The 24420-nt window shown below is 67.0% G+C and carries 23 protein-coding genes; 13 read left to right on the top strand and 10 right to left on the bottom strand.

Features of this window, described 5'->3' with window-relative positions:
• Positions 1-102: 102 nt before the first annotated feature.
• A complete protein-coding gene (locus BLU38_RS09285) occupies positions 103-1509 on the top strand; it encodes an FAD-dependent oxidoreductase (RefSeq protein WP_157683330.1) in 1407 nt (468 codons plus the stop codon).
• Here the strand turns inward: BLU38_RS09285 and BLU38_RS09280 are convergent.
• Complete coding sequence (locus BLU38_RS09280) at positions 1467-2912, bottom strand: APC family permease (RefSeq protein ID WP_091523367.1); 1446 nt, start codon at positions 2910-2912, stop codon at positions 1467-1469. The genes BLU38_RS09285 and BLU38_RS09280 overlap by 43 nt on opposite strands.
• A gap of 183 nt (positions 2913-3095) precedes the next feature.
• Here BLU38_RS09280 and BLU38_RS09275 point away from each other — a divergent pair, with 183 nt between their 5' ends.
• On the top strand, positions 3096-3494 hold the full coding sequence (locus BLU38_RS09275; protein ID WP_091523365.1) for a helix-turn-helix domain-containing protein: 399 nt from the start codon (positions 3096-3098) through the stop codon (positions 3492-3494).
• Between the two features lie 6 nt (positions 3495-3500).
• Complete coding sequence (locus BLU38_RS09270) at positions 3501-3830, top strand: hypothetical protein (protein WP_157683329.1); 330 nt, start codon at positions 3501-3503, stop codon at positions 3828-3830.
• A gap of 105 nt (positions 3831-3935) precedes the next feature.
• On the opposite strand, the gene BLU38_RS09265 is transcribed toward BLU38_RS09270, so the two are convergent.
• Together BLU38_RS09265 and typA are read right to left on the bottom strand one after the other, a co-directional pair.
• A complete protein-coding gene (locus BLU38_RS09265; RefSeq protein WP_091523357.1) occupies positions 3936-4802 on the bottom strand; it encodes a L,D-transpeptidase family protein in 867 nt (288 codons plus the stop codon).
• A gap of 289 nt (positions 4803-5091) precedes the next feature.
• Positions 5092-6954: a translational GTPase TypA gene (gene typA / locus BLU38_RS09260; RefSeq protein ID WP_091523353.1), complete on the bottom strand. Its 1863-nt coding sequence runs from the start codon at positions 6952-6954 to the stop codon at positions 5092-5094.
• Between the two features lie 189 nt (positions 6955-7143).
• Between typA and BLU38_RS09255 the strand changes: the two genes are divergently transcribed.
• The gene (locus BLU38_RS09255; RefSeq protein WP_091523350.1) at positions 7144-7671 is read left to right on the top strand and encodes a YbhB/YbcL family Raf kinase inhibitor-like protein; all 528 of its coding nucleotides are present in this window, start codon (positions 7144-7146) and stop codon (positions 7669-7671) included.
• Between the two features lie 128 nt (positions 7672-7799).
• On the opposite strand, the gene BLU38_RS09250 is transcribed toward BLU38_RS09255, so the two are convergent.
• Both BLU38_RS09250 and BLU38_RS09245 read right to left on the bottom strand, forming a co-directional pair.
• Positions 7800-8588, bottom strand: a complete 789-nt coding sequence (locus tag BLU38_RS09250) for an NAD(P)H-binding protein (protein ID WP_091523348.1) — start codon at positions 8586-8588, stop codon at positions 7800-7802.
• Positions 8589-8598: 10 nt separating this feature from the next.
• Positions 8599-9270 (bottom strand): TetR/AcrR family transcriptional regulator, encoded by a 672-nt coding sequence (locus BLU38_RS09245; RefSeq protein ID WP_091523343.1) that lies wholly within the window; start codon positions 9268-9270, stop codon positions 8599-8601.
• 206 nt (positions 9271-9476) lie between these two features.
• On the opposite strand from BLU38_RS09245, the gene BLU38_RS09240 reads away from it, so the two are divergent.
• On the top strand, positions 9477-10604 hold the full coding sequence (locus tag BLU38_RS09240; protein ID WP_091523341.1) for a GTPase family protein: 1128 nt from the start codon (positions 9477-9479) through the stop codon (positions 10602-10604).
• Positions 10605-10644: 40 nt separating this feature from the next.
• Here the strand turns inward: BLU38_RS09240 and BLU38_RS09235 are convergent, their stop codons facing one another.
• Entirely contained in the window at positions 10645-11532 is an 888-nt protein-coding gene (locus BLU38_RS09235; RefSeq protein WP_091523337.1) for an ABC transporter substrate-binding protein, read from the bottom strand.
• Positions 11533-11818: 286 nt separating this feature from the next.
• Between BLU38_RS09235 and BLU38_RS09230 the strand changes: the two genes are divergently transcribed.
• From BLU38_RS09230 to BLU38_RS09215, 3 genes are all read left to right on the top strand, one after another.
• Positions 11819-12319, top strand: a complete 501-nt coding sequence (locus tag BLU38_RS09230) for a type III secretion system chaperone family protein (protein ID WP_091523334.1) — start codon at positions 11819-11821, stop codon at positions 12317-12319.
• 134 nt (positions 12320-12453) lie between these two features.
• Complete coding sequence (locus BLU38_RS09225; RefSeq protein ID WP_091523331.1) at positions 12454-13866, top strand: MFS transporter; 1413 nt, start codon at positions 12454-12456, stop codon at positions 13864-13866.
• Positions 13867-15105: 1239 nt separating this feature from the next.
• Positions 15106-16164: a hypothetical protein gene (locus BLU38_RS09215; RefSeq protein ID WP_157683328.1), complete on the top strand. Its 1059-nt coding sequence runs from the start codon at positions 15106-15108 to the stop codon at positions 16162-16164.
• A 26-nt stretch (positions 16165-16190) separates the two neighbouring features.
• Here the strand turns inward: BLU38_RS09215 and BLU38_RS09210 are convergent, their stop codons facing one another.
• Positions 16191-16934: an SDR family NAD(P)-dependent oxidoreductase gene (locus BLU38_RS09210; protein WP_091523321.1), complete on the bottom strand. Its 744-nt coding sequence runs from the start codon at positions 16932-16934 to the stop codon at positions 16191-16193.
• A 98-nt stretch (positions 16935-17032) separates the two neighbouring features.
• On the opposite strand from BLU38_RS09210, the gene BLU38_RS09205 reads away from it, so the two are divergent.
• Positions 17033-17782, top strand: a complete 750-nt coding sequence (locus BLU38_RS09205; protein WP_091523318.1) for a phosphoglyceromutase — start codon at positions 17033-17035, stop codon at positions 17780-17782.
• A 39-nt stretch (positions 17783-17821) separates the two neighbouring features.
• On the opposite strand, the gene BLU38_RS09200 is transcribed toward BLU38_RS09205, so the two are convergent.
• Both BLU38_RS09200 and phoU read right to left on the bottom strand, forming a co-directional pair.
• Entirely contained in the window at positions 17822-18262 is a 441-nt protein-coding gene (locus tag BLU38_RS09200; protein WP_091523313.1) for a DUF6918 family protein, read from the bottom strand.
• A 94-nt stretch (positions 18263-18356) separates the two neighbouring features.
• On the bottom strand, positions 18357-19022 hold the full coding sequence (gene phoU, locus BLU38_RS09195; RefSeq protein ID WP_091523310.1) for a phosphate signaling complex protein PhoU: 666 nt from the start codon (positions 19020-19022) through the stop codon (positions 18357-18359).
• A gap of 281 nt (positions 19023-19303) precedes the next feature.
• Here phoU and BLU38_RS09190 point away from each other — a divergent pair, with 281 nt between their 5' ends.
• From BLU38_RS09190 to BLU38_RS09170, 4 genes are all read left to right on the top strand, one after another.
• Positions 19304-20563, top strand: coding sequence for a sensor histidine kinase (locus tag BLU38_RS09190; RefSeq protein WP_091532183.1), 1260 nt, complete (start codon positions 19304-19306; stop codon positions 20561-20563).
• Positions 20560-21237 carry a response regulator transcription factor gene (locus tag BLU38_RS09185; RefSeq protein ID WP_091523306.1) on the top strand — a complete coding sequence of 226 codons (678 nt, stop codon included), beginning with the start codon at positions 20560-20562 and terminating at the stop codon, positions 21235-21237. The genes BLU38_RS09190 and BLU38_RS09185 overlap by 4 nt, the downstream gene beginning before the upstream one ends.
• Before the next feature lie 169 nt (positions 21238-21406).
• Positions 21407-22381, top strand: a complete 975-nt coding sequence (locus BLU38_RS30820) for a PDDEXK family nuclease (protein ID WP_157683327.1) — start codon at positions 21407-21409, stop codon at positions 22379-22381.
• A gap of 265 nt (positions 22382-22646) precedes the next feature.
• The gene (locus BLU38_RS09170) at positions 22647-23621 is read left to right on the top strand and encodes a ribose-phosphate diphosphokinase (protein WP_091523296.1); all 975 of its coding nucleotides are present in this window, start codon (positions 22647-22649) and stop codon (positions 23619-23621) included.
• Between the two features lie 48 nt (positions 23622-23669).
• On the opposite strand, the gene BLU38_RS09165 is transcribed toward BLU38_RS09170, so the two are convergent.
• A complete protein-coding gene (locus tag BLU38_RS09165) occupies positions 23670-24248 on the bottom strand; it encodes a hypothetical protein (RefSeq protein ID WP_091523292.1) in 579 nt (192 codons plus the stop codon).
• Between the last annotated feature and the right edge of the window lie 172 nt (positions 24249-24420).

Below are 24420 nucleotides of genomic sequence, written 5' to 3'. Positions count from 1 at the left end.
GCTGATCATTCAACCCGCTGTGGACCGGCTGGTCCAAACAGGTGCTAGTCTGATCGGAAAGACCGAAACTCGGCCGAGAAGACACCTGGAGGTGGCTTGCGGATGCTGACAGAGATGAGCGTCGAGGAGCAATATCGGCAGGCGTCGTCCGACGATCTGCGCATCTTGGTCGTCGGCGCCGGGATCGGCGGGATCACCGTCGCCCAACTGCTCCGCAGACAGCACCGGCACCCGGTCCTGATCGACCGCGCGGCACCGGACGCCGACCCCGGCTACATGCTCGCCCTGATGCCGATGGTCGATCCGGTGCTGGACCGGCTGGGAGTGCACGAGCGCTATTGCACGGCGAGCACACCGGTGCAACGCTACGGGCTACGAGACCGGCACGGCCGGCGGACCAGACTGGACCCGATCGGCACGGTCCTGGACCAGTACGGCGACTACCGCGGCATCGACCGGGCGTCCCTGATCGACGCCCTCAGCACCGACGGCTGCCCAGTCGCCCACCGGACGACGATCCACGCGACCCGGGACGAGGACGTGCCGGACGCTCCGATCATGGTCGGTTTCGGTGAGCCCTGGCGCGGCGGCCGGGAGCGCCGCCGCCCGGCGCCGGCGGCTTCTCGGCAGGCGCCGGCTGCATGGCGGGAGACGATTTCTGGGCAGCAATCGGCCGCACCGCGGGAGTACGCGTTCGACGTGCTGATCCTGGCCGACGGGATGGGTTCGCAGGGGCGAGGCCTGGTCGTCGGCAGCCAACCGTTGGACCGTGCGGAGACCGACTGGTCCGGATGGGTCGTGTGGATCGAATCCGACGCCGACGCCGACCTCGGCGAGGAGGTGTGGGGCACGGGTTTCTTCCTCGGCAGCTATCCGGTGCTGGATCGGATCGGGGTGTTTCTCGGCGGTCCGGACCGCGAACTCGACCTCGGCCGGCAAGCGTTCGTCGACTCGGTCCGGCGACGGTTGCGCGAGGTCAGCCCGCGGACCGAGCGGGCGCTGACTGCGGTCGAGCAGACTCCCGACGCCTACCGTTGGGCGATGAACGACGTCCGGTCGCCGAGTTGGACGCGGAACCGGCTGGCGCTGCTCGGCGACGCCGCCGCCGGTTTCATGCCGACGGCCGGTATCGGCGCGGGGATGGCGATGGAGTCCGCCGGTGTCCTCGCAGCGGCGTTGCAGCGGGCCGAGCGGTCGACGGTCGCGGCGGCGTTGGCCGACTATGAGCGGGTGCAACGTCCTCGGGTGGAGGCTGCCCAGAAGACCTCCCGGCAATTGGCCAGGATGATGTTCAACAGCAGCCGGGTGATCGCAGCCGCCCGCGATCTCGGCACCCGGTTCGTTGACGTCGGCACCGCATTGAAGCCGATCCAGCGGTTGCTGCAGAGCCCGCCCGCCGATCTGTCCCAGCCACCGTCGGCGGTGGTCGGATCTGGTCAGGGCCGCTCGAGCCAGCACGGCTCGGGTCAGGCGGGAGGCCCTTCGAGATCCTCCGGATCCTTGAGGTAGGTCTTGCGGGCGTAGAGGGCTCGGTTCAGGAACCAGGTGAGGGCCCACAGCACGACGCCGACCGCCAGCAGCACGCCGGCGATCTGATACTGCTCCACGTCCCGGCCGGTCCACGGCCCGACCAGATAGGCACAGCACAGCGCGCCGATGATCGGGATCACCGTGGGTGCCCGGAAATGCTTGTGGGGCTTGGGATCCCGACGGAGCACCAGACAGCAGATGTTGGCGATCGTGAACACGCCAAGCAGCAGCAGTGCAGTCGTCCCACCGAGATTGCTGATCTCGCCGACGAAGGTGATCAGCCCCATCGCCAACGCCGTCGTGAACAAGATCGCCACCCACGGCGTCCGGCGGCCGGGCAGCACCTTGCCCAACACCGGCGGCAGCACCTTCTGGTGCGCCATCCCGTACAGCAGCCGGGATGCCATCATCATATTGATCAAGGCCGAGTTGGCGACCGCGAACATGCTGATCAACGGGAAGATCTGATCGACCGGCAGCCCCGGAGCGCCGGCGGTGACCACGTTGAGCAGCGGCGCGTCACCTTCGCCCAGCTTGCCCGGCGGGACGATCGCGACGGCGGAGATCGAGACCAGGATGTAGATCACGCCGGTGATCCCGAGGCCGGTCAACATGATCTTGGGGAAGACCCGTTCGGGATTCTTGGTCTCCTCGGCCATGTTCACCGAATCCTCGAAGCCGACCATCGCAAAGAAAGCCAGTGAGGTGCCCGCGGTGATCGCCAGGAAGACGCTCTTGTCCTCGCCGGTGTCGAACATGATCACCCGGGAGAAGTCCGCCTTGCCCTGGGTGAAGGCGAAGAAGCCCACGAAGATCACGATCAGCAGGCCGGACAACTCGACGCAGGTCAGCACGATGTTGGCGTACACGCTCTCCGCGACGCCGCGCAGATTGATCAGCAGGACCAGCGCGATGAACGCCAGGGCCATGAAGGTGACCACCCCGTCGCTGACTTCCAGCTCGGGCATTCCGATCCAGCCGCGTACCACGTTGATCATGGCGCCGAAGTTGGCCGCAAAGGCCCGGGACGCCGTCGAGGCCGAGGTGATCCCCGAACACATCACCGTGAAGCAGACCAGGAAGGTCAGGAAATGCACGCCGAACGCCTTGTGCGTGTAGAGCGCTGCGCCGGCGGCCTGGGGATACTTGGTGACCAGCTCCAGGTAGGAGAACGCGGTCAGCATCGCGACGGCGAAGGCGACCAGGAACGGTGCCCACACCGCACCGCCGACCTCGGCGGCGACGTCTCCGGTGACGGCGTAGATGCCGGTCCCGAGGATGTCGCCGACGATGAACAGCAGCAACAACTTCGGCCCGAGGACACGTTTGAGCTCGGGCCGGTCGGCATCATCGGACGTCGTGATGGTCTGGCTATCTGCCACGTGCGCTCCTGTTGCCGGGATCTACGATGATCGTCACGTCGGACTGCTTGCAGGTGCGCCTCACTCTGACGCAGGACGCCGCCGGGCACAAGGGCAGGGTGTGCCCGGGCGGTCAGGGAAGAATGAGGGGCGGGTGCTAGCTGTCTGCTTGATTCTGCTTGCAATTGCAAGCACGATGGATGCATGGCACGGATCAAGACCCCCAGCCTGGACCAGTTCGGTTCGCTGGGTGAATTCATCGCCTCGCAACGACGGGCGGCCCGGCTGACGCTGCGCCAGCTCGCCGATCAGGCGGGCGTCTCCAACCCCTATCTGTCCCAGATCGAGCGCGGTCTGCGGAAGCCGTCGGCGGAGGTGCTGCAGCAGCTCTCCCGGGCGCTGCGGATCTCGGCCGCGCAACTGTACGTCCGGGCCGGAATTCTCGATCCGGAGGAGCACGAGTCGACCTCGGTCGAGGTGGCCGTGCTCGCCGACAACGCGATCAACGAACGGCAGAAGCGGGTGTTGATCGACGTCTATACCTCGTTCGTGGCGGAGAACGCCGCAGCGACCGAAGCCACCCCAACAGCAACGAAGGAGTAGATCACGATGCCCGCACCGAGCATGTCCGAGCGGAGTCTGCGACCGTTGTACGCAGCCGCCGGCCTCACCGACCTGATCGCCAGCACGGTCCGGGTCCGGATCGCGGAGAACCGCACCGAGACCGCGCGTCGGTGGACCGAACTGAAGGAGAAGGTCCCGACGCTGCCGCAGCAGACCGTCCAGCGGCTGTTCTCCCTGCCCGGTCAGGCAGGCAGTTACCTGACCGCGGCCGAGACCCGCTACGACGAGTTGGCCGATCGGGGCAAGGAAGCCGTCGGCAACATGCCGATCCCACCGTGGGCCGAACGCTTCGTCGCCCAGCAGAAGAAGAACTGACTGCGCCGGGGCCCACAAGGGCCCTGAGCCTGTCGAAGGGCTGGTCCTCAGCTATTGAGTACCAGCCCTTCGACGAGCTCAGGGCCCTATCGGCCGGCTGTTGGATCAGCTCCAGTAGACGACCGCCCGGTCGCCGACGCGGATCCGGTTGTAGACGTACTTCAAGGTCTTCTTGTCGCGGATGTTGACGCAGCCGTGGCTGCAGCCGTTGTAGCCGCGAGCGGCGAAGTCGGAGGAGTAGTGCACAGCCTCGCCTCCGCTGAAGTACATCGAGAACGGCATCGGGGAGTTGTACTGGTAGGACACGTCGTGGCGGACCTTGCGGAAGATCTTCCAGTTGCCCTCACGGGTCGGGGAGTTGGAACAGCCGAACCGCGCGTCCATGGTCTTGATGACCTTGCCGCTGACCATGTACCGGACCTTGCGCTGGGTCTTGTCGATGCAGAGGACACGACCGCTCACCTTGCAGCGCTTGTCGATCCCGCTGGCCGAGTTGCCGCTGGAGCCCTTGGAGCCGCCGGAGGCCTTGACCTTGCCCGACTTCTTGACCAGCTTCTTCCACATCTTCTTGGTGACCTTGCCCTTGCCGCGCTTCAATCCGACCGATGCGCGGAAGTCCTTCACCGCCCCCTGGGTGATGTCACCGAAGTAGGAGGTCACGTACTTGCTCTTCAGCATGTCGACGTCGGCGAGGCGGAGCTGCAGGTTACGGACGGCGGTGTTGGTCTGGCCGTAGCGCGGAGCCTGGTACTTGGTGGTGATGTAGGTGCTCTTCGCCTGGGCCGCCGGAGCGTCCGTAGCGGCCAGCAGACCGAGCGCCATCATGATCGCCACCATGCCGCCGACCAGGATCCGACCAGCGGTCCGCAGCGGGCTGCGGGTCCGGGCCCGGGTCGAGTCGTGCGCGACGGTGACGCCATCGGCGTCGATCGAAACGTCGTCCTGCGACGTGTCAGGTGCCAACCGAGTCATCGGTGGTATCCCCCCTCATAGGTTCAAACGAATGCTGAACGTATCTAACCAGCGCCAGGGGGGAAGGTGCGCAGGGCCGGCCAGAATCCGATCGGCGATGCTAACTCTCTCCCGAATGCGGGTCCGAATGCGACTCGGCACGGCAACGATTAGGTCACGGTGCTGTGACCTACCGATCGCCACGAGACCCCTGTGACGCCTGGTGCTCCAGATGTCGCGCCCCGGAGTTGTCAGGTCGTGGTTGGGCGATGACCGACGACGGTCCGACCCCTTCGGTGGTTGCGACGGGTCAGCGCTTGGCGATCCGGGTACGGGACCGGGCGCGTTCGCCGGCGTTCAGGATCACCTTGCGGATCCGGACGGCATCGGGGGTGACCTCGATGCACTCGTCCTCCCGGCAGAACTCCAGCGCCTGCTCCATGTTCATCAGCTTCGGCGGCACCAGCCGCTCCAGCTCCTCACCGGTGGAGGAGCGCACGTTGGTGAGCTTCTTCTCCTTGGTGATGTTGACGTCCATGTCCTCGGCGCGCGGGTTCTCGCCGATGATCATGCCTTCGTAGACGTCGGTGCCCGGCCCGACGAACAGGGTGCCGCGTTCCTGCAGGTTGAACGAGGCATAGCCGGTCACCTGGCCGGCCCGGTCGGCGACCAGTGACCCGGTCGGCCGGGTCCGGAAGTCGCCGGCCCACGGCTCATCGCGCTCGAACACGTGGTGCATCAGGCCGGTGCCGCGGGTCTCGGTGAGGAACTCGGTCCGGAAACCGATCAGTCCGCGGGCCGGCACCAGGTACTCCATCCGCACCCAACCCGAACCGTGGTTGATCATCTGCTCCAACCGGCCCTTGCGCAGTCCGAGCAGCTGGGTGACGACGCCGACGAAATCGTCGGGGACGTCGATGGTCAGCCGCTCGACCGGCTCGTGCAGCTTGCCGTCGATGGTCTTGGTGACCACCTGCGGCTTGCCGACGGTCAGCTCGAAGCTCTCCCGGCGCATCGTCTCGACCAGGATGGCCAACTGCAGCTCACCGCGGCCCTGGACCTCCCAGGTGTCGGGGCGTTCGGTCGGGTTGACCTTGATCGACACGTTGCCGATCAGTTCACTGTCCAGGCGCGCCTTGACCAGTCGGGCAGTCAGGTTCTTGCCGGACTTGCCGGCCAGCGGGGCGGTGTTGATGCCGATGGTCATCGAGATGCTCGGCTCGTCGACCATGATCAACGGCAGCGGCTGCGGATCCTCCGGATCGGCCAGCGTCTCGCCGATGGTGATGTCCTCGATCCCTGCGATGGCGACGATGTCGCCCGGTCCGGCCGTCTCGGCGGGCTCCCGATCGAGGTTCTTGGTGATCAGCATCTCCGACAGCTTGACGGTGCTGATCGAGCCGTCGCGCTTGCACCAGGCGACGGCCTGGTTGCGTTTCAGCTCACCGGCGATGATCCGGCAGAGCGCCAGCCGGCCGAGGTACGGCGAGGAGTCCAGGTTGGTGACGTGGGCCTGCAGTGGGGCGCCCTCGATGTAGGTCGGGGCGGGGATCTTGTCCAAGATCACGTCGAACAGCGGCTGCAGGTTCTCGCTGTCCGGCATCCCACCGTCGTCCGGCTGGTTCACCGATGCCCGCCCGGCCTTGGCCGAGGCGTAGACGACCGGGAAGTCCAGGATGTCCAGATCGGCGTCATCGGCCAGGTCCAGGAACAGTTCGCTGGTCTCCTCGATCACCTCGCTGATCCGGGCATCCGGACGATCGACCTTGTTGATCACGACCACGATCGGCAGCTTCTTGGCCAGCGCCTTGCGCAACACGAACCGGGTCTGCGGCAGCGGGCCCTCGGAGGCGTCCACCAGCAGCAGGACGCCGTCGACCATCTCCAACCCGCGTTCGACCTCGCCGCCGAAGTCGGCGTGACCGGGGGTGTCGATGATGTTGATCGTCACCTCGTCACCGTTGGACATCTGGTGCCGGACCGCGGTGTTCTTGGCCAGGATGGTGATGCCCTTCTCCCGCTCCAGGTCCATCGAGTCCATCACCCGGGTGGCGACGTCCTGGCCACTGCGGAATGCACCGGATTGCCACAACATGGCGTCGACCAGGGTGGTCTTGCCGTGGTCGACGTGCGCGACGATTGCGACGTTGCGCAGGTCTGAGCGAGTGGGCATGCGGAAGTCTCTTCCTTCAGTGGATGGGGTGTCGCCCCACGGGCAACCCGAGCAGTCTACCGGTGCCGAGCACTGACCCCGAACACCCGCCGACCCGTCAGTTCCTCCCCGACACGCCCGGCGAGTCGGGGAGGAACTGACGGGTCGGCGGGTGTTCGGGGTGGGGTTGGGGCGGGATACAGTCCGAACATGAGTCTTGAGCGTCCCGTCGCACCCGATCCGTACGAGCTGTTGCCGGCGGTGCCGTCGTTTGCGGTGACCAGCTCCGACGTCACCCACGGCCGCCCGTTGAAGGGCGACCAGGTGATGTCCGGTGGCAATACGTCACCGCAGCTGTCCTGGTCCGGATTCCCCGCGGAGACCAAGAGCTTCGTGGTCACGTGCTTCGACCCCGATGCGCCGACACCCAGCGGCTTCTGGCATTGGGCGGTGGTCGATCTCCCCGTGGAGGTCACCGAGCTGGCGACCGGAGCCGGTGGCGAGGGCGCCGACCTGCCGGGCAAGGCGTTCATGCTGCGCAACGACGGCGGCTATCCCGAATACATGGGAGCGGCACCGCCGGAAGGTGATCAGGTGCACCGCTACTACTACGTGGTGCACGCGGTGACCGAGGACAGCCTGGGCATCGAGCAGGACGCGTCCAACGCGGTGCTGAGCTTCAACCTGGCCTTCAAGACCGCCGCCCGGGCGATCATCGTCGGCACCTACCAGCACTGATCCCGGCCGAAGATCCCTGAGGCTGTCGAAGGGTTGTGTGCCGGTCCTTCGACAAGCTCAGGACCATTCGACAAGCTCAGGACCATTCGACAGGCTCAGGACCCTTCGACGGGCTCAGGACTCTGGTGTCAGCGGTAGTCGTCGGCGTGGTCGATCGCCCACTGGGCGAAGCTGCGAGAGGGGCGTCCGGTGATGTCGACCGACGACGGCCAGGTCTCCAGCGGCCCCTGTTGGCTGGCGGCGAACATGTCCAGCACCGGAGCCGGCAGGTACTGCTCGGCCGTCGATCGATCGAGCTCCTCGACAGCGAGCTCACGACCGATCGCCTCGCCGATCAGTCCGACCTGCTCGCGCTGGGTCAGATACTCCGGCCCGGTCAGGGGATAGGCCTTGCCCTGATGGCCGTCCTCGGTGAGCGCGGCGAACGCGACATCGGCGATGTCGGCCTCGTGGATGGAGTCCAGACGGGCTTCCGGGTACGGGATCCGGGCGACACCTTCGGAGCGGATCGAGTCGGCCCACCAGGACGAGTTGCCGGCGAAGGCGCCGGGGCGCAGGAAGGTCGCCGGGATCGTGGAGGCGCTGAGTGTCTGCTCGGCGGCCAGATGATGAGCCGCGATCGGGTTGCTGTCGGCGTCGGGCAGCGCGGTCGACAACGACGACACCAGGACGAACCGTTCGACACCGGCCTGCTCGGCGGCCTGAACGAGGTTCTGCAGCCCGTCGGCCGCATAGACGAAGACCTTGTCGACGCCGTCCAGCGCTGGGCGCAGGGTCTCCGGTCGCGCGAAGTCGACGACAACACCGGACTCCAGTGCGGTGCGGCTGGCGATCCGATGCGGAAGATCGGCGGCCAGGAGTTGATCAAGGAGGGCACGGGCGATGGCGCCACGGGCGCCGGTGATCAGGATGGTCACGAATTGTCCTTCAGGGGTTGGGTTGTAGGGGAGGAGGCGGCTCGTCGGTTTCGACGGCGGTGTCGCGGAGTCGCTCGATGATCTTGGTGAGGGTGTCGCTGTAGCGGCTTTCGAACGCCGCCGAGTCGACCGGTTCGTCGAAGAGGGCCGCGGCCAGATCCGGCAGCACGATCGGAGCGATCACCATCCCGGTGATCGCCAGTTGGGTGGCTGCCAGATCGAGGTCGTCGGCCAGTTCGCCGGCCTGCTGGTTGAGCCGCAGATCCGCCTGCTCGTCGCGGACTCCTGCCCGCTCGCGCTCGGCCTCTGCCTCGTCGATCGGCGGGCGATCGTTCAGCGCCTGCCACAACGCCAGTCGGGTGCCGCGCGGGTCACGCAGTGCGCGTCGGAGGTAGCCGAGTGCGACCTCCGACAGCGAGGTGCCGGCCCGCCGCAACTCCTCCTCGGTCTCCTCCCAGCTCAACAGCAGCGCTCGGTAGAGGCCCTGTTTGCCGCCGAAGTAGTAGCTGATCAGTTGCTTGTTGACGCCGGCGCGGTCGGCGATCGCGGACACCCGGGCACCGGCGTACCCGCGGCCGGCGAACTCGTCGAGGGCGGCGTCCAGCAGCCGATTCCTGGTGCGTTCGGCGTCTCGGATCCGGCCGTCGCCGACCGGCGCGCGACGTGGTGTGGACGCTGCCATGCCGCCAGCGTACGCGATAATCACCCAAACGGTTAATTGAGACATCTGAATGGTTGATTGCGTCGCGACCGACTTCCCGGCCAGGGTTTCCCTCCGGGATCAGCAGGGGGTGACCATGACCGTCGGGCGGACGGGTTGGACTTCGCGCGCCCGTACCCTGGAACGCAGTGGCCGGACCTGACCGGCCGGAGTGCGAGGAGTCGGCTGTGCCTGCTGGCAACAACTGGTTCGAGGGTGAGTTCCGTGCCCAGTTCGACAAGCAGAACGCGTCGATCGGGCGATTCAACCTGGCGATCTTCGGCAAGACCGGAGTCGGCAAGTCGACCTTGATCAACGCGATCTTCGGCGAGGAGGTCGCTGCCACCGGGATCGGTGCCCCGGTCACCAAGGGCAGCAAGATCTACATCGACACGGTCGGACACCTGGGCATCGTCGACACCCAGGGTCTCGAGGTCGGCAAGGACGACCGGGAGATCCTGTCCGAGCTGGACAAGGCGATCAAGGTGATGCGGCGGCAGCCGGTCAGTGAACAGATCCACCTGGCCTGGTACTGCGTCCGCGGCATGGACCGCCGCTTCGAGGAGGCCGAGGCCGACTTCGTCCGGCGGCTGGACAAGCTCGGGCTGCCGGTGATCGTCGTGCTCACCCAGGTGCCGATGCAGGACGGCCGCTACCACCCCGACGCGCTGGCGCTGGCCGAGCACATCCGATCGATGGGGTTGCCGATCGTCGACGAGCGCCCGTTCCTGACCATGGCCAAGGAGGACTCGTTCAACGGTCATCAGCCACACGGCCTGATGGAAGTCCTCGATGCCTCCTTTCGAGTGGCGCCTGAAGGCGCTGAACTCGCCCTCATCGCTGCGCAGACGATCGACAAGAAGCGGAAGGCGTGGGCGGCGCAACGCGACATAGTGCTGGCGGCCGGGAGTGCGGCGACGGCTGCGGCGGTGCCGATCCCGTTCTCCGACGCCGCGATGCTGGTGCCGATCCAGCTCGGCCTGATGGCCCGGATCGCGCACATCTACAAGATCAAGATCGAACGGGCAGCACTGATGGCGGTGGCCACCACGACCGCCGCCACCCAAGGTGGGCGGGCGGCGTTCACCGGGCTGTTGAAGATGATTCCCGGCGCCGGGACGGTGGCCGGCGGCGCGATCGGCGCCGCCGTCGCATCGACCTTCACGTTTGCGCTGGGCCAGGCCTGGTTGGTGGTCTGCCAGAAGATGGCTGCCGGTCAGTTCCTCACCGGCAGTGGCAGCATCGACACCGAAGCCGTACGGGACGCGTTCATGAATGAATTCCGCAAACGGATGTCGCCGATCAGGACGAAATGATCACCCGAAGTCGATCATGGGCAGCCGACTGTCGCGGTGATCATTTCAGCTCCGGCACGTCGGGAAGGTCGATCCATTTCCCTTCGAGGCCGGCCAGCGTGCCGTTGTCCTGCAGCTTGTTGATCGTCTGATTGATGCAGGGGGTCAGCTTGCTGCCCTGGTCGAGCACCATGCCGAACTGCTCCAGCTTGCCCCCGGCGGCGGGCAACCTGCCGACCAGCAGTCCGCCGTCGACCTGCCCCGACGTCATCTGGTAGGCGGTCGGCAGGTCGACGACCAGGCCGTCGATCCGCTTGTCCTCCAGGGCCTTGATCCCGGCCGCGTTGGTGTCCAGTACCTCCGGATCCACCTGTGGCTTCACTTGGTCGGTGATTGCGGCCAGGCTGGTGCTGTCGGCCTGTGCGCCGAGTTTCCCGCCGCGCAACTCGGCCATGCTGCTGATCCCGGCGAGCTTGCCACCCTCGAGCGTCACCACCGCCTGTGAGGTTGCGAAGTAGGGTGCCGACAGGTCGACGTTCTGCCGGCGCTGGGGGGTGATCGTCACCTGGTTGATGTCGATGTCGAAGGACTTCTCACCCGGTGCGATGGCGGAATTGAACGGGAGCTGGACCCAGTCCACCTGCTCGGCGGCGAATCCGAGCTCCTTGGCGACAGCGAAGGTGACCGCGGACTCGAATCCCTTGCCGTTGTTGGGATTGTCGTCGCTGAACCACGGTTCGTAGGCGGGTTCGTCGGTGGCGACGGTGAAGCGGCCGGGATTCTTCAGCGGAAGCTTGGCGACCGTGCAGTCGGCGCCGGACGGTGCCGGGCTCGCCTGCAGCCCGCCGTCGGTCTGCGAACAGGCCGTCACTCCGAGTGCCGCGAGAGCCAGCCCGGCGGCCAGCAGGCGGCGGACGGTGCTGGTCAGCGGGACACGGTCTACGGGCATCGTGCAGAAACTCCTGGGACGGGGAAGTCGGATCGGTCGAATGCAGCGAATCGGGCCGCAGCAACGGTAACCGCGCGGGTGCGGCCGGACCGCGATTTGCCGTCCGTGTCGGCCTGCAAGGCCCATGGGTCAGACTGGACCAAGGTCCGAGATCGACGAGAACTGCGATCCTGCGCCGGAGCGGCCCCTGAGCCTGTCGAACGGGCCCTGAGCCTGTCGAAGGGTCGCGACGGTGGGGGTCAGGTCCGTCGACGAGCTCAGGCCCTGACCATGGAGGTGTACTGAAATGCAGGATCAGGCCGAGGATGCGGTCCGGGAGGCGTTGGCCGGTCTGGAGCTGGAGTGGCAGCAGCCAGGGCCCGGGCTGTATTCGGTGACGCTGCCGGGCACCCGGAAGCTGACCACCGCCTGCGCGTTGCAGCTCGGCCGTCACCATCTTGATCTGCGTGCGTTCGTCGCCCGGCGACCGGACGAGAACCACGAGCGGGTCTACCGCTGGTTGCTGGAACGCAACCTGCGGCTGTACGCGGTCCGGTTCACCCTGGATGCGTTGGGCGACATCTACCTGACGGCGCGGATCGCGCGCTCCGCGGTCACCGCGGACGAGATCGATCGACTGCTCGGCGCTGTTGCGGAAACCGCCGACTCGTCGTTCAACACCATCCTCGAACTCGGCTTCGCCGAGAGCATCCGCGCCGAATGGCGGTGGCGGCTGTCCCGTGGTGAATCGACGGCCAATCTTGCTGCTTTCCAGCAGTTCGCTCCCGACCACGTTCGGAAACCTTGATCATCTGCTTCGGTCGGCGTTGCTGCGGCCGATCGCCGACGCGGCAGGTCGGCTTGACGGGCACGCCGTAGCGGGCGTTTGATGACCGCTTGGCGGCACCCGCCGACCCGCGAACAACGAGTGAGGGGCATCCCGTGGACCAAGCGCGTCTGATGGAACTGTCCGACCTGGCGACGACCCGGCTGCAGAACAAGCAAGGCACGACATCGAGCCGGCGGGGCGGCTGGATGATGATCGCGACCATCCTGATCGAAGCCTGGGATCTCTATGCCATCTCGTTCTTGTTGATCTTCATCAAGAACGAGTACAAACCCAGCGACATCGAGCTCGGGCTGGCGACCGCGGCGGTGCAGGGCGGCGCGCTGGTCGGCGCGTTGATCGGTGGTTATGTCGCTGATCAACTCGGGCGCAAGCGAGTCTTCATCCTGACGATGATTCTGTTCATCGTGTTGGCCATCATCCAGGGCTTCTCACACAGCATCTGGGATCTGATCTTGATCCGGTTCCTGATCGGGATCCCACTCGGTAGTGACATCTCCAACGGCTACGCCTACATCATGGAGTCGATGCCGAAGGGCAAGCGCGAACAGATGGGCAGCCGCTGGCAGTTCATGTTCGGTCTCGGCGAGGTGCTCTGCATCGTCATCGTGACGATCCTCTACATCGCCGGTATCGATCATGGTGTGCTGTGGCGGCTCGGCCTGGCACTCGGCGCCGTACCTGCCGTCATCCTGCTGCTTGCTCGGCTGAATCTGCCGGAGACGCCGTCCTCGCTGGTGCAACGCGGACTGTTCAAGGAGGCCAAGGCTGCCTCGATGAAGTTGTTCGACGACCCGCTGGAGATGCTGCCCAACGAGAACGTCAAGATCGAACGGGTCAAGGTCAGCGACTTCCTCCGGGTGATGTGGGCCGATCCGATCAAGAAGCGGGCGACGATCTTCGGCTGGATCTCCAACGCGATGCAGGGAGCGGAGTTCACCGCGTTCGGCTTCTATCTGCCGGTGATCCTGGTCACCGCCGGCGTCGGTGTGGTCGGCGAGGGAGCCGATCAGAACATCGTCGGCACCAATCTGGTCACCGCGCTGGTCTACTGTCTGGCAACGGTTTCCGGCTTCATCGCACCGTTGATGCTGCCCAAGATCGGGCACCGCGGACTGGCGATGTGGGGCTTCGGGCTGGCGTTCATCGGGCTGGTCGTCGGAGCCTTCGCGATCGGGATGGACATCAAGCCGCTGATCGTGATCGCCGCTTGTGTGCTGATGTGGGGTCACTACTGGGACGCCTCCAACGGGATGACGATCACCTCGATGGTCGCGCCGCCGCGGTTCAAGGGGACGGCCAGTGGTTTCGGGTACGTGTTCGTCAAGGGCGCTTCCTTCTTCGGCGCGTTCGTGTTCCCGATCATGACCACTCACTGGGGCCAGGTCGGAGCCACCCTGGCGGTCGCGGTGTTGTCGCTGACTGGCTTCCTGTCGGCGAAGTTCATCCTTCCCGAGATGTACGGCTACGTGGAGCAGGAGAGCGCGGCGCTGGAACGTCGAGCCTAGGAGTGGGCTGAACAATTCGCTCTGCTGCGCGCCACGCTGCACGCACACGGGCGGCGTCGCGCTCGCTCGACGGGCCCCGGCCCGCCTTCGCTCCCGCGATTTGCCCGTGCACGCACGTCGCGGCGCTCGCGACGAGCCACTTGTTCAGCCCACTCCGAGGAGTGCGCTGAACAATCCGCTCTGCTGCGCACCACGCTGCACGCACACGGGCGGCGTCGCGCTCGCTCGACGGGCCCCGGCCCGCCTTCGCTCCCGCGATTTGCCCGTGCACGCACATCGCGGCGCTCGCGACCAGCCACTTGTTCAACCCACTCCGAGGAGTGCGCTGAACAATTCGCTCTGCTGCGCACCACGCTGCACGCACACGGGCGGCGTCGGGGTGCGTGGTGTGGTGCATCGGAGGAGGTGCGTCTGCCGGGCATGTCATCCGACACCGATGCGGCGCACTGGGTGCCTGGGCGTCGCGCAGTAGGCCCGGGTAGAACATCACGATCCTAGGGCTGACGCTCGAGGTCGGTACCCTGCTGCTGTCCGCCGCGCACGTCGGCGCGAACGGAGCAGCGAAGGGGTCTTGTGAGTCACGACGAGTCGAGGAACGTGCCGGGCCGGTCGGGCGGCCACGGACCGGAGCCCAGCCACGAGCACGGGCAACCGGCCGCCGGGCAGCCGGGGGAGAGGCATCCGGACGAGAGGCAGCAACACGGGCGAGGTCGGCCGCCGTCCGATCAGGCGGCAGGCGGCGGAGGTGCGCCGGCAGGCCCCGGTACGCCGTGGCGTCCGGATCCATCGGGGACGTCGGCCGGTTGGGAGCGGGTCGGCACTTCCTCCGCCCCTCGGCAGCACGTGCCGGGCCCGCCGCCGAGTTCATCGCAGCCGGGACCACCTGGTGCTCCGACATCGCCTGACCCGGAGCAGAATCCGTGGCGAAGCGCCGGCGCGGACCGGGCGGAGTCCGGCGTACCAACCCGCCAGTTCGGACGGCCGCGGGGGGCCGGTCCGCAGCAGACCGGCCCGCAGCAGAGCGACAGGTCGCAGTTCGGTCCGCAACCCGGGCAGCAGCAGCCCGGGGCACAGCAGTCGGGTCCACAGCAGCCGGGACGACCGCAGCCGGGAGAGCAGCAACCGGGTCGCCCCGGGCCCGGTGCCGCCGGCTCGGGTTCACTGCCGACCGGCGTGTGGCGCCCGTCGGCCGGCGGAGCACAGCAGCACGACAGGCCGGCGACTCCGCGGACCAGCTTCATGGATCCGGGTCCTGCCGGCGGTCAGGCAGTGGCCGCCGACCCGACCCGACGACGCCGCAATCTGATCATCGCCGCCGTGGCCGTGCTGCTCGTCATCGCCTTGGTGCTGACCCTGATCACCGTCCTCAACCAACGGCGCTCGGCCGCGACCGACGACGCCGTGACCGGAGCCGTACGAGGTTATCTGTCGGCGATCGCCGACGGCGATTCCCAACGGGCGTTGGGATATCTCGCCGATCGACCGGACAACACCGACCTGCTCACCGATCAGGCGTTGGCAGCGTCGGAGAAGATCGCTCCGATCACAGCGATCTCGGTGCCCGACATCGAGGACGGCGCCCGGACCGTGCAGGCCTGGTACAAGATCGGCGACCAGCGCTACCACCAGGAGTTCACCGTCCGCCCGGGCGGCGATGCGTTCCTGATCGAGGACGGCACCGCGGTCGTCGACCTGGCGGATCTGCCCGAGGGACTGACCTATCGGCTGAACGGTGAGCCGGTGAAGTCCGGCAGTGCCGAGGTGTTCCCGGGCAGCTACCGGATCACCTCCACCAGCACATACCTGTCCCTCGGCTCGCACACGACCTTCGCCGCGGCGGCGCGGGATCGCGTGGCGCTGACGGTCAACCCGGAGCTCAACGACGACGGTACGGCCGCGGTCCGCAAGGCGTTGTCCACCGCGGTCCAGGACTGCCTGGCGACCACGACCCTGAAGGCCGGCTGCGGGCTGACGATCTCCGCCGCGGGGCCGAACGGTTCGACGGTCAAGGAGGATTCGGTGCAACGCAGCCTGCCCGCTGAATCCAAGGAGCGACTCGGCGAGATCGGCGTGTTCCTGGATCCGAAGGACCCGACGCTGGTCCGGACCGAGGGGATCCCCGGCTCGGTGCAGACGTCGGCCAGCTGCGAATCGGAGAAGAAGGGCAAGAAATCCAAGAAGAGCAAGAAGAAGGCCAAGACGAAGACCGAGGACTGCACGATCACCGGCAGCGGGACCTCACTGGCGACGCCGACGGCACGATTGGCCGACGACAAGATCACCATCGGCTGGCGCTGAGGTCACCGACCTGCGGCGATCGGCGATCAGTTGGTCCGGTGCACTTTGTGCTGTGCGGCCTGCGCCCGCGGCCGTACGGTGATCCGATCCAGATTGACGTGCGCCGGCCGGGTTGCCACGAAGCCGATCACATCGGCGACATCGTCGGCGACCAACGGTTCGTCAACACCGGCGTAGACCTTGTCGGCGCGTTCGGCATCACCGCCGAACCGGGTCAGCGAGAACTCCTCGGTGTGCACCATCCCGGGCGCGATCTCGGCGATCCGGACCGGTTGATCAACCAGCTCCAGTCGCATCGACTCGACGACGGAGCGTTCGGCAGCCTTGGCGCCGCAGTATCCGGCGCCGCCCTCGTAGCCGCCGTCGGCGGCCGTCGAGGTCACGAAGATCACCTGGCCGGAGTTCCTGATCAACGTCGGCAGCAGCGCCTTGGTGACGGCGGCCGCGCCGAGCACGTTCGTCGCGTACATCGTCTGCCAGGCTTGGAGATCCGCCTCGGCGACCGGTTCCAGGCCGAGCGCTCCACCGGCATTGTTGATCAAGAGCGAGCAGCGTTCGCCGGCGACCTGCGCCAGCCGGTCGACCGCCGCCTGGTCGGTCACGTCGCACGCCACGGCGATGCCGTCGATCTCCTCGGCCAGCGCGCTGATCCGGTCCTCACGACGGGCGGCGCAGACCACGCGGAACCCCACGGCGGCAAGTCGTCGGGCGGTCGCTGCGCCGATCCCGCTGCTCGCACCGGTCACCACGGCCACATCTCGCTGCGTCATGTCCAGGATTGTGCCGCATCACCGTGGCCCACCGTCGACGGTGTCCGAGGGCCGGGCCCGTTCGAAACCGGCCGCAGCCGACCCTTAGGCTCGTCCGCATGACCTCGAATCTGATCTTGTTGCGGCACGGTGAAAGCGAATGGAACGCCAAGAACCTCTTCACCGGCTGGGTGGATGTCGACCTCAACGACAAGGGCCGCGCCGAGGCACGACGCGGCGGCGAACTGCTCGCCGAGAACGACCTGCTGCCCGACGTGCTGCACACCTCGCTGCTGACCCGGGCGATCCACACCGCGCAGATCGCGTTGGACGTCGTCGGTCGCCCGTGGCTCCCGGTCCGCCGGTCGTGGCGACTCAACGAGCGGCACTACGGAGCCCTGCAGGGCAAGGACAAGGCCGCGACGCTGGCCGAGTTCGGCGAGGAACAGTTCATGATCTGGCGCCGGTCCTACGACACGCCGCCGCCCGCGATCGAGGCCGACGCCGAGTACGCCAACTTCGCCGATCCGCGCTATGCCGCGCTGCCGCCGGAGGCACGGCCGGCAACCGAGTGTCTGAAGGACGTCCTGGGCCGGGCGTTGCCCTACTGGTACGACCAGATCGTCCCCGACCTGCGGGACGACAAGACCGTTCTGGTGGCCGCCCACGGCAACTCGTTGCGGGCCCTGGTCAAGCACCTGGACAACGTCAGCGACAGCGACATCGTCGGACTGAACATCCCGACCGGCATCCCGCTGTGCTACGAGCTGGACGACGATCTGCGCCCCGTCACCGCCGGTGGCCGCTACCTGGACCCTGAGGCCGCCGCCGCTTCGATCGAGGCGGTCAAGAACCAGGGCCGCAAGTAGCTCTCGGACGGTCCGTCGGAGTCGGCGGCGCGTCGGCGATCAGTCGGCGTGCCGCTGCAGCGCTGCGCCGACCCGCGGCAGCGCAGCCTCGACATGGTCGGCCGCCTTTCCGCGCAACGGCTTGTACGCCTTCTTGATCGCCTCCCGTGAGGTGCCCTGCACCTTCTGGTCGCTGACCGCCAGCAGCGCCTGCGACACCTTGGGCCCGCGATCGGCCAGGAAACGGCCGAAATCGTCGCCGCCGGCCTGTTGGAACTCGTCCCAGTAGGGATCGAGCGCGGCCGCCGCATCGGGCAACATCCGTGACACCGCCCGATTCGACAGATCCGGCATCACCTTCTTGACCGCGCTGTAGGCGGCCTTCAGCGCCGTGCCCGAGATGCCCTTCTTGTCACCGACCTCCTGATCGACAACGGCGACCAGATCGGTGATCACGGCGGGGCGGGTGGACTTGGCCAGCAACTTCTCCGAAAGACTCACGCGGCAACAGTAGCGATACCGCAGGGCACCGTGGGCCGGTCCCGGCGACCTCGTCGGCGCAGCCTTCGTCGGATGTCAGGCAGCGGCCGGGAGGTCACGGCTGTGGCCACACCTCGTCGTCGGGGAACTCACCGGTCACCACATAGACCACCCGGCGGGCGACCGAGGCCGCATGGTCGGCGATCCGCTCGTAATAGCGTCCCAGCAGGGCGACGTCGACCGCGGCCTCGACGCCGAAGGTCCAGTCGTCACCCAACAGCGCCCGGAACTGCGAACGCCGCAGCTCGTCCATCTCCTGATCCCGATCGTGCAACTCCTGTGCGGTCTGCAGGTTGCGTTCGCTCAGGGTCTGACCAGCGCTGACGACCATCTTTTCGGCGACGTCACCCATCCGCACGAAGTTGGCCCGCATCGCATCCGGGACCGCTGGTTCGGGGTAGCGCAGCCGGGCGATCTTGGCCACATGGGCGGCGAGGTCGCCCATCCGTTCCAGTTCGGTGACCATCCGCAGGGTCGCCACCAGCGTCCGCAACTCGCCGGCCACCGGAGCCTGCCGAGCCAGCAGCGAGAAGGCACGAGACTCGATGTCGGCCTGGGTGGCATCGATCGCGTCATCGCCGCTGATCACCTGTTCGGCAGCATGGATGTCGGCCTCCAGGAGGGCGGTGGTCGCACCGCGGACCGCGGCGGAGACCGCCTGCGACATCTGGACCAGGTCACCGAGGATGTCGTCGAGTTGCTCCCGATAGGAGTCGCGCATGTTTGCCTCCTCAGGCGCAGACATGAATGCAGACTTGTGTCGTCTGACCGCTGTCGGCCAGACAGGCAACTGTAGTTGGAGCCAGTGTCGCACCGTCCAGCCCCGGTGAATGGCGGGTAAACAGTGGCCGAACGGTAGGTCGCGCCGCCGCGTGGCGGCTGAATGGCGTGCAGGACGGGCAGCGGTGTCGGCTTAGTATCAGGCACGTGAACGCTGGAGCTGCCGCAGGGCTCGCGCTGGTCGTGGGCCTGGTGGTCGGTGCGCTCGTGGTCTGGTTGGTGATGCGACGACCCGCGCCGGAGGAGCCCGAGGACTTCCTCGATGCGACGGTCGAGGTCCCGGGTGGAGTTTCGCAACTGTTGGCGGTGCTCGGCTCGTCGGCGGTGGTCGTCGGACCGCACGACGAGGTCCTGGAATCGACCAGCCAGGCACGGACGATCGGCATCGTCCGGGGCAGCCGGATGGCGATCGCGGAGCTGCTGGAGCTGGTCCGGACGGTGCGTCAGGACAAGGTGATCCGCAGCGTCGATCTGGAACTCAAACGGGGCGGCACCGGCAGCGCGGTGATCTTCCTGTCGGTGCGGATCGCGCCGCTGGACGACGACCTGATCGTCGTGCTGGCCGAGGACCGGACCACCGCGGTCCGGGTGGAGGAGACCCGCCGTGACTTCGTGGCCAATGTGAGCCATGAGCTGAAGACACCGATCGGCGCGGTCGCGCTGCTGGCCGAGGCCGTCGAAGGTGCCGCCGACGATCCCGAGGCGGTGCATCGGTTCGCCGCCCGGCTGAGTATCGAGTCCTCCCGGTTGAGCGATCTGGTCCGGCAGATCATCGATCTGTCCCGGCTGCAGGCCGACGACCCGCTGGTGCAGGCCGAGGTGGTGGAGGTCGAGGACGTGTTGACCCAGGCGGTCGACCGGTGCCGGGTCGACGCCGAGAAACGGCAGGTCCAGCTGACGATCGCCGGCGAACGGGACTGCGCGGTGCTGGGCAGCCTGTGGCAGTTGGTCGGCGCGGTCGGCAATCTGGTCGAGAACGCGATCATCTACTCCGATCCCGGTGCCCGGGTCGCCGTCGCGGCGCACCGAGTGAAGCGCGGTGAGGACGAACAGATCGAGATCACTGTCTCCGACAACGGGATCGGGATCGGCCAGGCCGACCTGGACCGGATCTTCGAACGCTTCTATCGGGTGGACTACGCGCGCAGCCGGGCCAACGGCGGCACCGGGCTCGGACTGTCCATCGTCAAACACATCGCCGCCGCCCACGGTGGCGAGGTCTCGGTCTGGAGCCAACTCGGACAGGGATCGACCTTCACCATCAGCCTTCCGGCTCCGTCCCAGACAGACCTGCTGTCCGGAGCCGGTCAGTCGACCATGGTCGGCGAACTTCCCGCCGGGGCATCGGCGGACCATCCCGACGGCACCGAATCCTCGGCGGCCGTCGTCTCGAATCGTCAGCGGCACCGCGGGGTTGCGGAGCCGGTCGGAAGCCGTACGGGGCGAACCCGTACAACCGAACCTCAGGAGATCGTCAGATGACCCGTGTGCTGGTGATTGAGGACGAAGAGTCCTATCGCGAAGCCACGTCCTACATGCTGCGCAAGGAAGGTTTCGAGGTGGTCGAGGCTGCCGACGGAGCCGAAGGCCTTGCCGAATTCGACCGGGTCGGCGCCGACATCGTGCTGCTCGACCTGATGATGCCGGGACTGCCGGGTACGGAGGTCTGCCGCCAGTTGCGCGCCAAGGCCAGCGTGCCGGTGATCATGGTCACCGCCCGGGATTCCGAAGTGGACAAGGTGGTGGGGCTCGAGCTGGGCGCCGACGACTACGTCACCAAGCCGTTCAGCCACCGCGAACTGGTGGCCCGGATCCGTGCCGTGCTGCGGCGCGGCCAGGACGTCGAGCTGCTACCCGACGTCGTCGAGTCCGCCGGCGTCCGGATGGACGTCGAACGCCACGAGGTGAGCGTCAACGGCGAACGCGTCAAGCTCGCCCTGAAGGAGTTCGAGCTGCTGGAGATGCTGCTCCGCAATGCCGGCCGGGTGATGACCAGGGGCCAGCTGATCGACCGCATCTGGGGCGCCGACTACGTCGGCGACACCAAGACCCTCGACGTCCACGTCAAGCGGCTGCGTACCAAGATCGAACCCGACCCCGCCACCCCCCGCTTCCTGGTCACCGTCCGTGGCCTCGGCTACAAGTTCGAAGGCTGACCGGGCCAGCCCTCAGCGCGATATATCAAGGTTGCGCACGTTCCCGCAGGTTCAGAACGTGCGTAACCTCGTCGCGGATCCCGTCACTGCTCGTCGGATTCGCGCGAGTACCGGCGGGGCCTGTGGATGACGGCGTCCACCGCGCCGTCGGGTGCTCCAGCCTTGCCGGATGGGACAGAGCTTTCGGCAGGAGTCACAGACCGCTCATCGGCCCCGATCGACCCAGGAACTGCTCGCAGCCGGTGTCGGCCGAGGTGCGCTTCGTGGTCCGCGCTGGCGGCGGGTGGCTCGCGGCTTCTACACACCGGCCATCGACCCGCCGCTGACTCCGGCACAACGCATTCTTGATGCCGTCCCGTTGATCGGAGCCGGTGCATTGGGCGGATGGGCGGCCGGGTACGTGCACGGCGCCCAGTGGCTGGACGGGATCGACCCGTTCAACTTCGACACCTTCCTGCTCGACTGCCTGGGGCTGCGGCGAGCGTCGTTGCCGACCGTCCGCTTCCACAACTCGATCGTGCCCGCCGAGGACCGCATCGGGCTGGACGGGATCGTCGTCACCAGTGCGCTCCGGACGGCGTTCGACGGCATGCGGTGGGCGCCGTCGTTGGAGGAAGGCGTGGTGTTCGCCGACGCGATGGCACACTTCGCCGGCGTCGGCGGTCGCGAACTCGTGCAGTACGCCGACGACCACCCGGCCTGGCCCGGAGTTGATCAAGCCCGGTGCGCCGCCCGGCTGATGGACGGCGGTGTGCTCAGTCCGTGGGAGTCCCGGCTGAGATGTTGCTATCTGTTGGAGGCCGGGCTTCCTGCGCGGATCCTGCTGAACGTTCCGGTCTTCGCCGGCGGCCGTGAGATCGGCTGGCCGGACATCTTCGATCCGGAGGCCGCGCTGGCTGTCGAATTCGACGGCGAGCACCATCGGGATCTCGAACAGCACCACCGTGACAACATCCGCGAAGAGGCGTTCGAGGATGCGAATGTGACCGTTGTCCGAGCCGACAGTCTTGATCTGCGGAGCGGCCGGCAGGCGTTCATCCAACGCGTCCGGAACGGCTATGTTCGCGGGCTCGCCCGGGACCGCTCGCAGGATCGCTGGACCCTGGAATCACCACGAGGCTGGCGCCCGCACTCGCCCCGTTGATCGGTGCCGGGTTGATCGGTGCCGGGTTGATCGGTGCCGGGTTGATCGGTGCCGGGTTGATCGGTGCCGGGTTGATCGGTGCCGGGTTGATCGGCGTCATCGCGCAGGTTTGTGCCGGGCGGGAGCTGGTGTCGAGCCGATCCGGTGGCGGGGATACGACGAGGTTACGCACCTCGGGCGACCGCTGGAACGTGCTTAAGTTTGATATATCGCGCTCAGGTGAGGTGACTTCCGGGCAACATCGGGGCGTCGGTAGGGTGATGGCGTGCTCAGCGAACAGGCCCTTCGCGATATCACCGTCTTCTCCGGATCGGCGCATCCGGAATTCGCCGAGGAGATGTGCAACATCCTCGGCATCGAGTTGGCGCCGGCCCGGACCACCCGCTTCAGCAACGACTGCCTGCAGGTCCAGTTGCGGGCCAACTGTCGGCAGCGCGACGTCTTCATCGTGCAGCCTCTGGTGCCACCGGTCCAGGAGCATCTGGTCGAACTGCTGCTGATGTTGGACGCGGCCCGCGGTGCGTCGGCGGCTCACATCACCGCGGTCATCCCGCATTACGCCTACGCGCGTTCGGACAAGAAGGACGCCCCGCGGATCTCGATCGGGGGCCGACTGGTCGCCGACATGATCGCCGCTGCCGGTGCCACCCGGGTGGTCACGATGGCGCTGCATGCCCCGCAGGTGCACGGCTTCTTCTCGGTGCCGGTTGATCATCTCAGCGCGGTCCCCGAACTCGCCGATCACTTCAGGACAACGGATCTGACCGACACCGTCGTGGTGTCGCCGGACCTCGGCAACGCCAAGGTCGCTACCGAGCTGGCCCGCAAACTCGGCGTCCCGGTGGCTGCCGGTTCCAAGCGCCGGCTGACCGACGACACCGTCGTGATCGACAACATCGTCGGCGACGTGCACGACAAGAACGTGATCGTCTTCGACGACGAGATCGCCACCGCCGGCACCATCATCGAGCTGCTCCGGGTGCTGCGTGACCAGGGTGTCCGGCGGATGTCACTGGCCTGCACCCACGGCCAGTTCACCGGCCCGGCCATCGACCGGTTGAAGGCCGAGACGGGCCTGGACGAGATCGTGATCACCAATACGGTGCCGCTGCCGACGGAGAAGCAGTTGCCCAACATCGTCACCCGGTCGGTGGCGCCACTCTTCGCCGAGGCGGTCCGCCGGATCAACTGCGGTGAGAGTGTCAGCAGCCTGTTCAGTGACGAGCCGACCTACGGCTGAGCGGCATCGGCCGATCGTCGCCGTCGCCGCGCTCTGCTGCAGACCGGGTCAGGAGGTCGCGCTGCTCGCCTCGGGTGAGGGGGAGACGCTGCGGTAGGTGGTGTTGTTGCCGTCCACGATCGGTACGGTGACCTGCTCACTACCGGCATTGGCGAAGGTCAGGGTGAGATTGGCGTTCAGTCCCGGCTGGAGCTTGTCGGCGGTGACCTTGATCTCGTCCTGCTTGGTCAACACCAGTGCCTCGCCCGGAGTCAGCTGCACCGGTGCCTTAAGGTCGACCTTGAGTGCAGCTCCTTCGGAGTCGTTGGCTGTCAGCGTGCTGCCGGTGACTCCGGTGAGCTGATCATCGGCGCCGGTGGTGAAGGTGGCCGACAGGAAGCCCGAGGTGTCGGATTTCGCCAAGATCATCAGGCCGCGGACCTTGATCGTCTGGGCGTCGGGTTTGCCGTCCTTGCCGACTGCGACGTTGACGTCGACTCCGTCGGCGGGCTGGTAGGTCTGCAAGGTCTGGACGTCGAAACCACAGGCCGACAGCCCGAAGATCAGTCCGGCCGATGCGCAGATCCCGGCGATCCTGCCCACCATCCCGACCCGTCGCGTGGCGCTGCTGCGCACAGTCTGCTTCACGTGATCTACTCCTCGACGCCGCGCGGCGGCCAATGCGCCGTACCCTTGTTGCCTTGCACTTCGAAATCAAGTCGGCCCGCTGGGCGACCCAGCAGGTTCCTTGCGAACGCTGACTACTACAGCCGATCGTTGATGGTCAGCCTAGCGACTCCCGTCCGACCTTCGCAGCTCA

It is taken from the genome of Microlunatus soli, from assembly GCF_900105385.1.
Classification (GTDB): domain Bacteria; phylum Actinomycetota; class Actinomycetes; order Propionibacteriales; family Propionibacteriaceae; genus Microlunatus; species Microlunatus soli.
The sequence above is the reverse complement of the archived record's forward strand: the minus strand, read 5'-3'. Positions and strand labels throughout refer to the sequence as shown.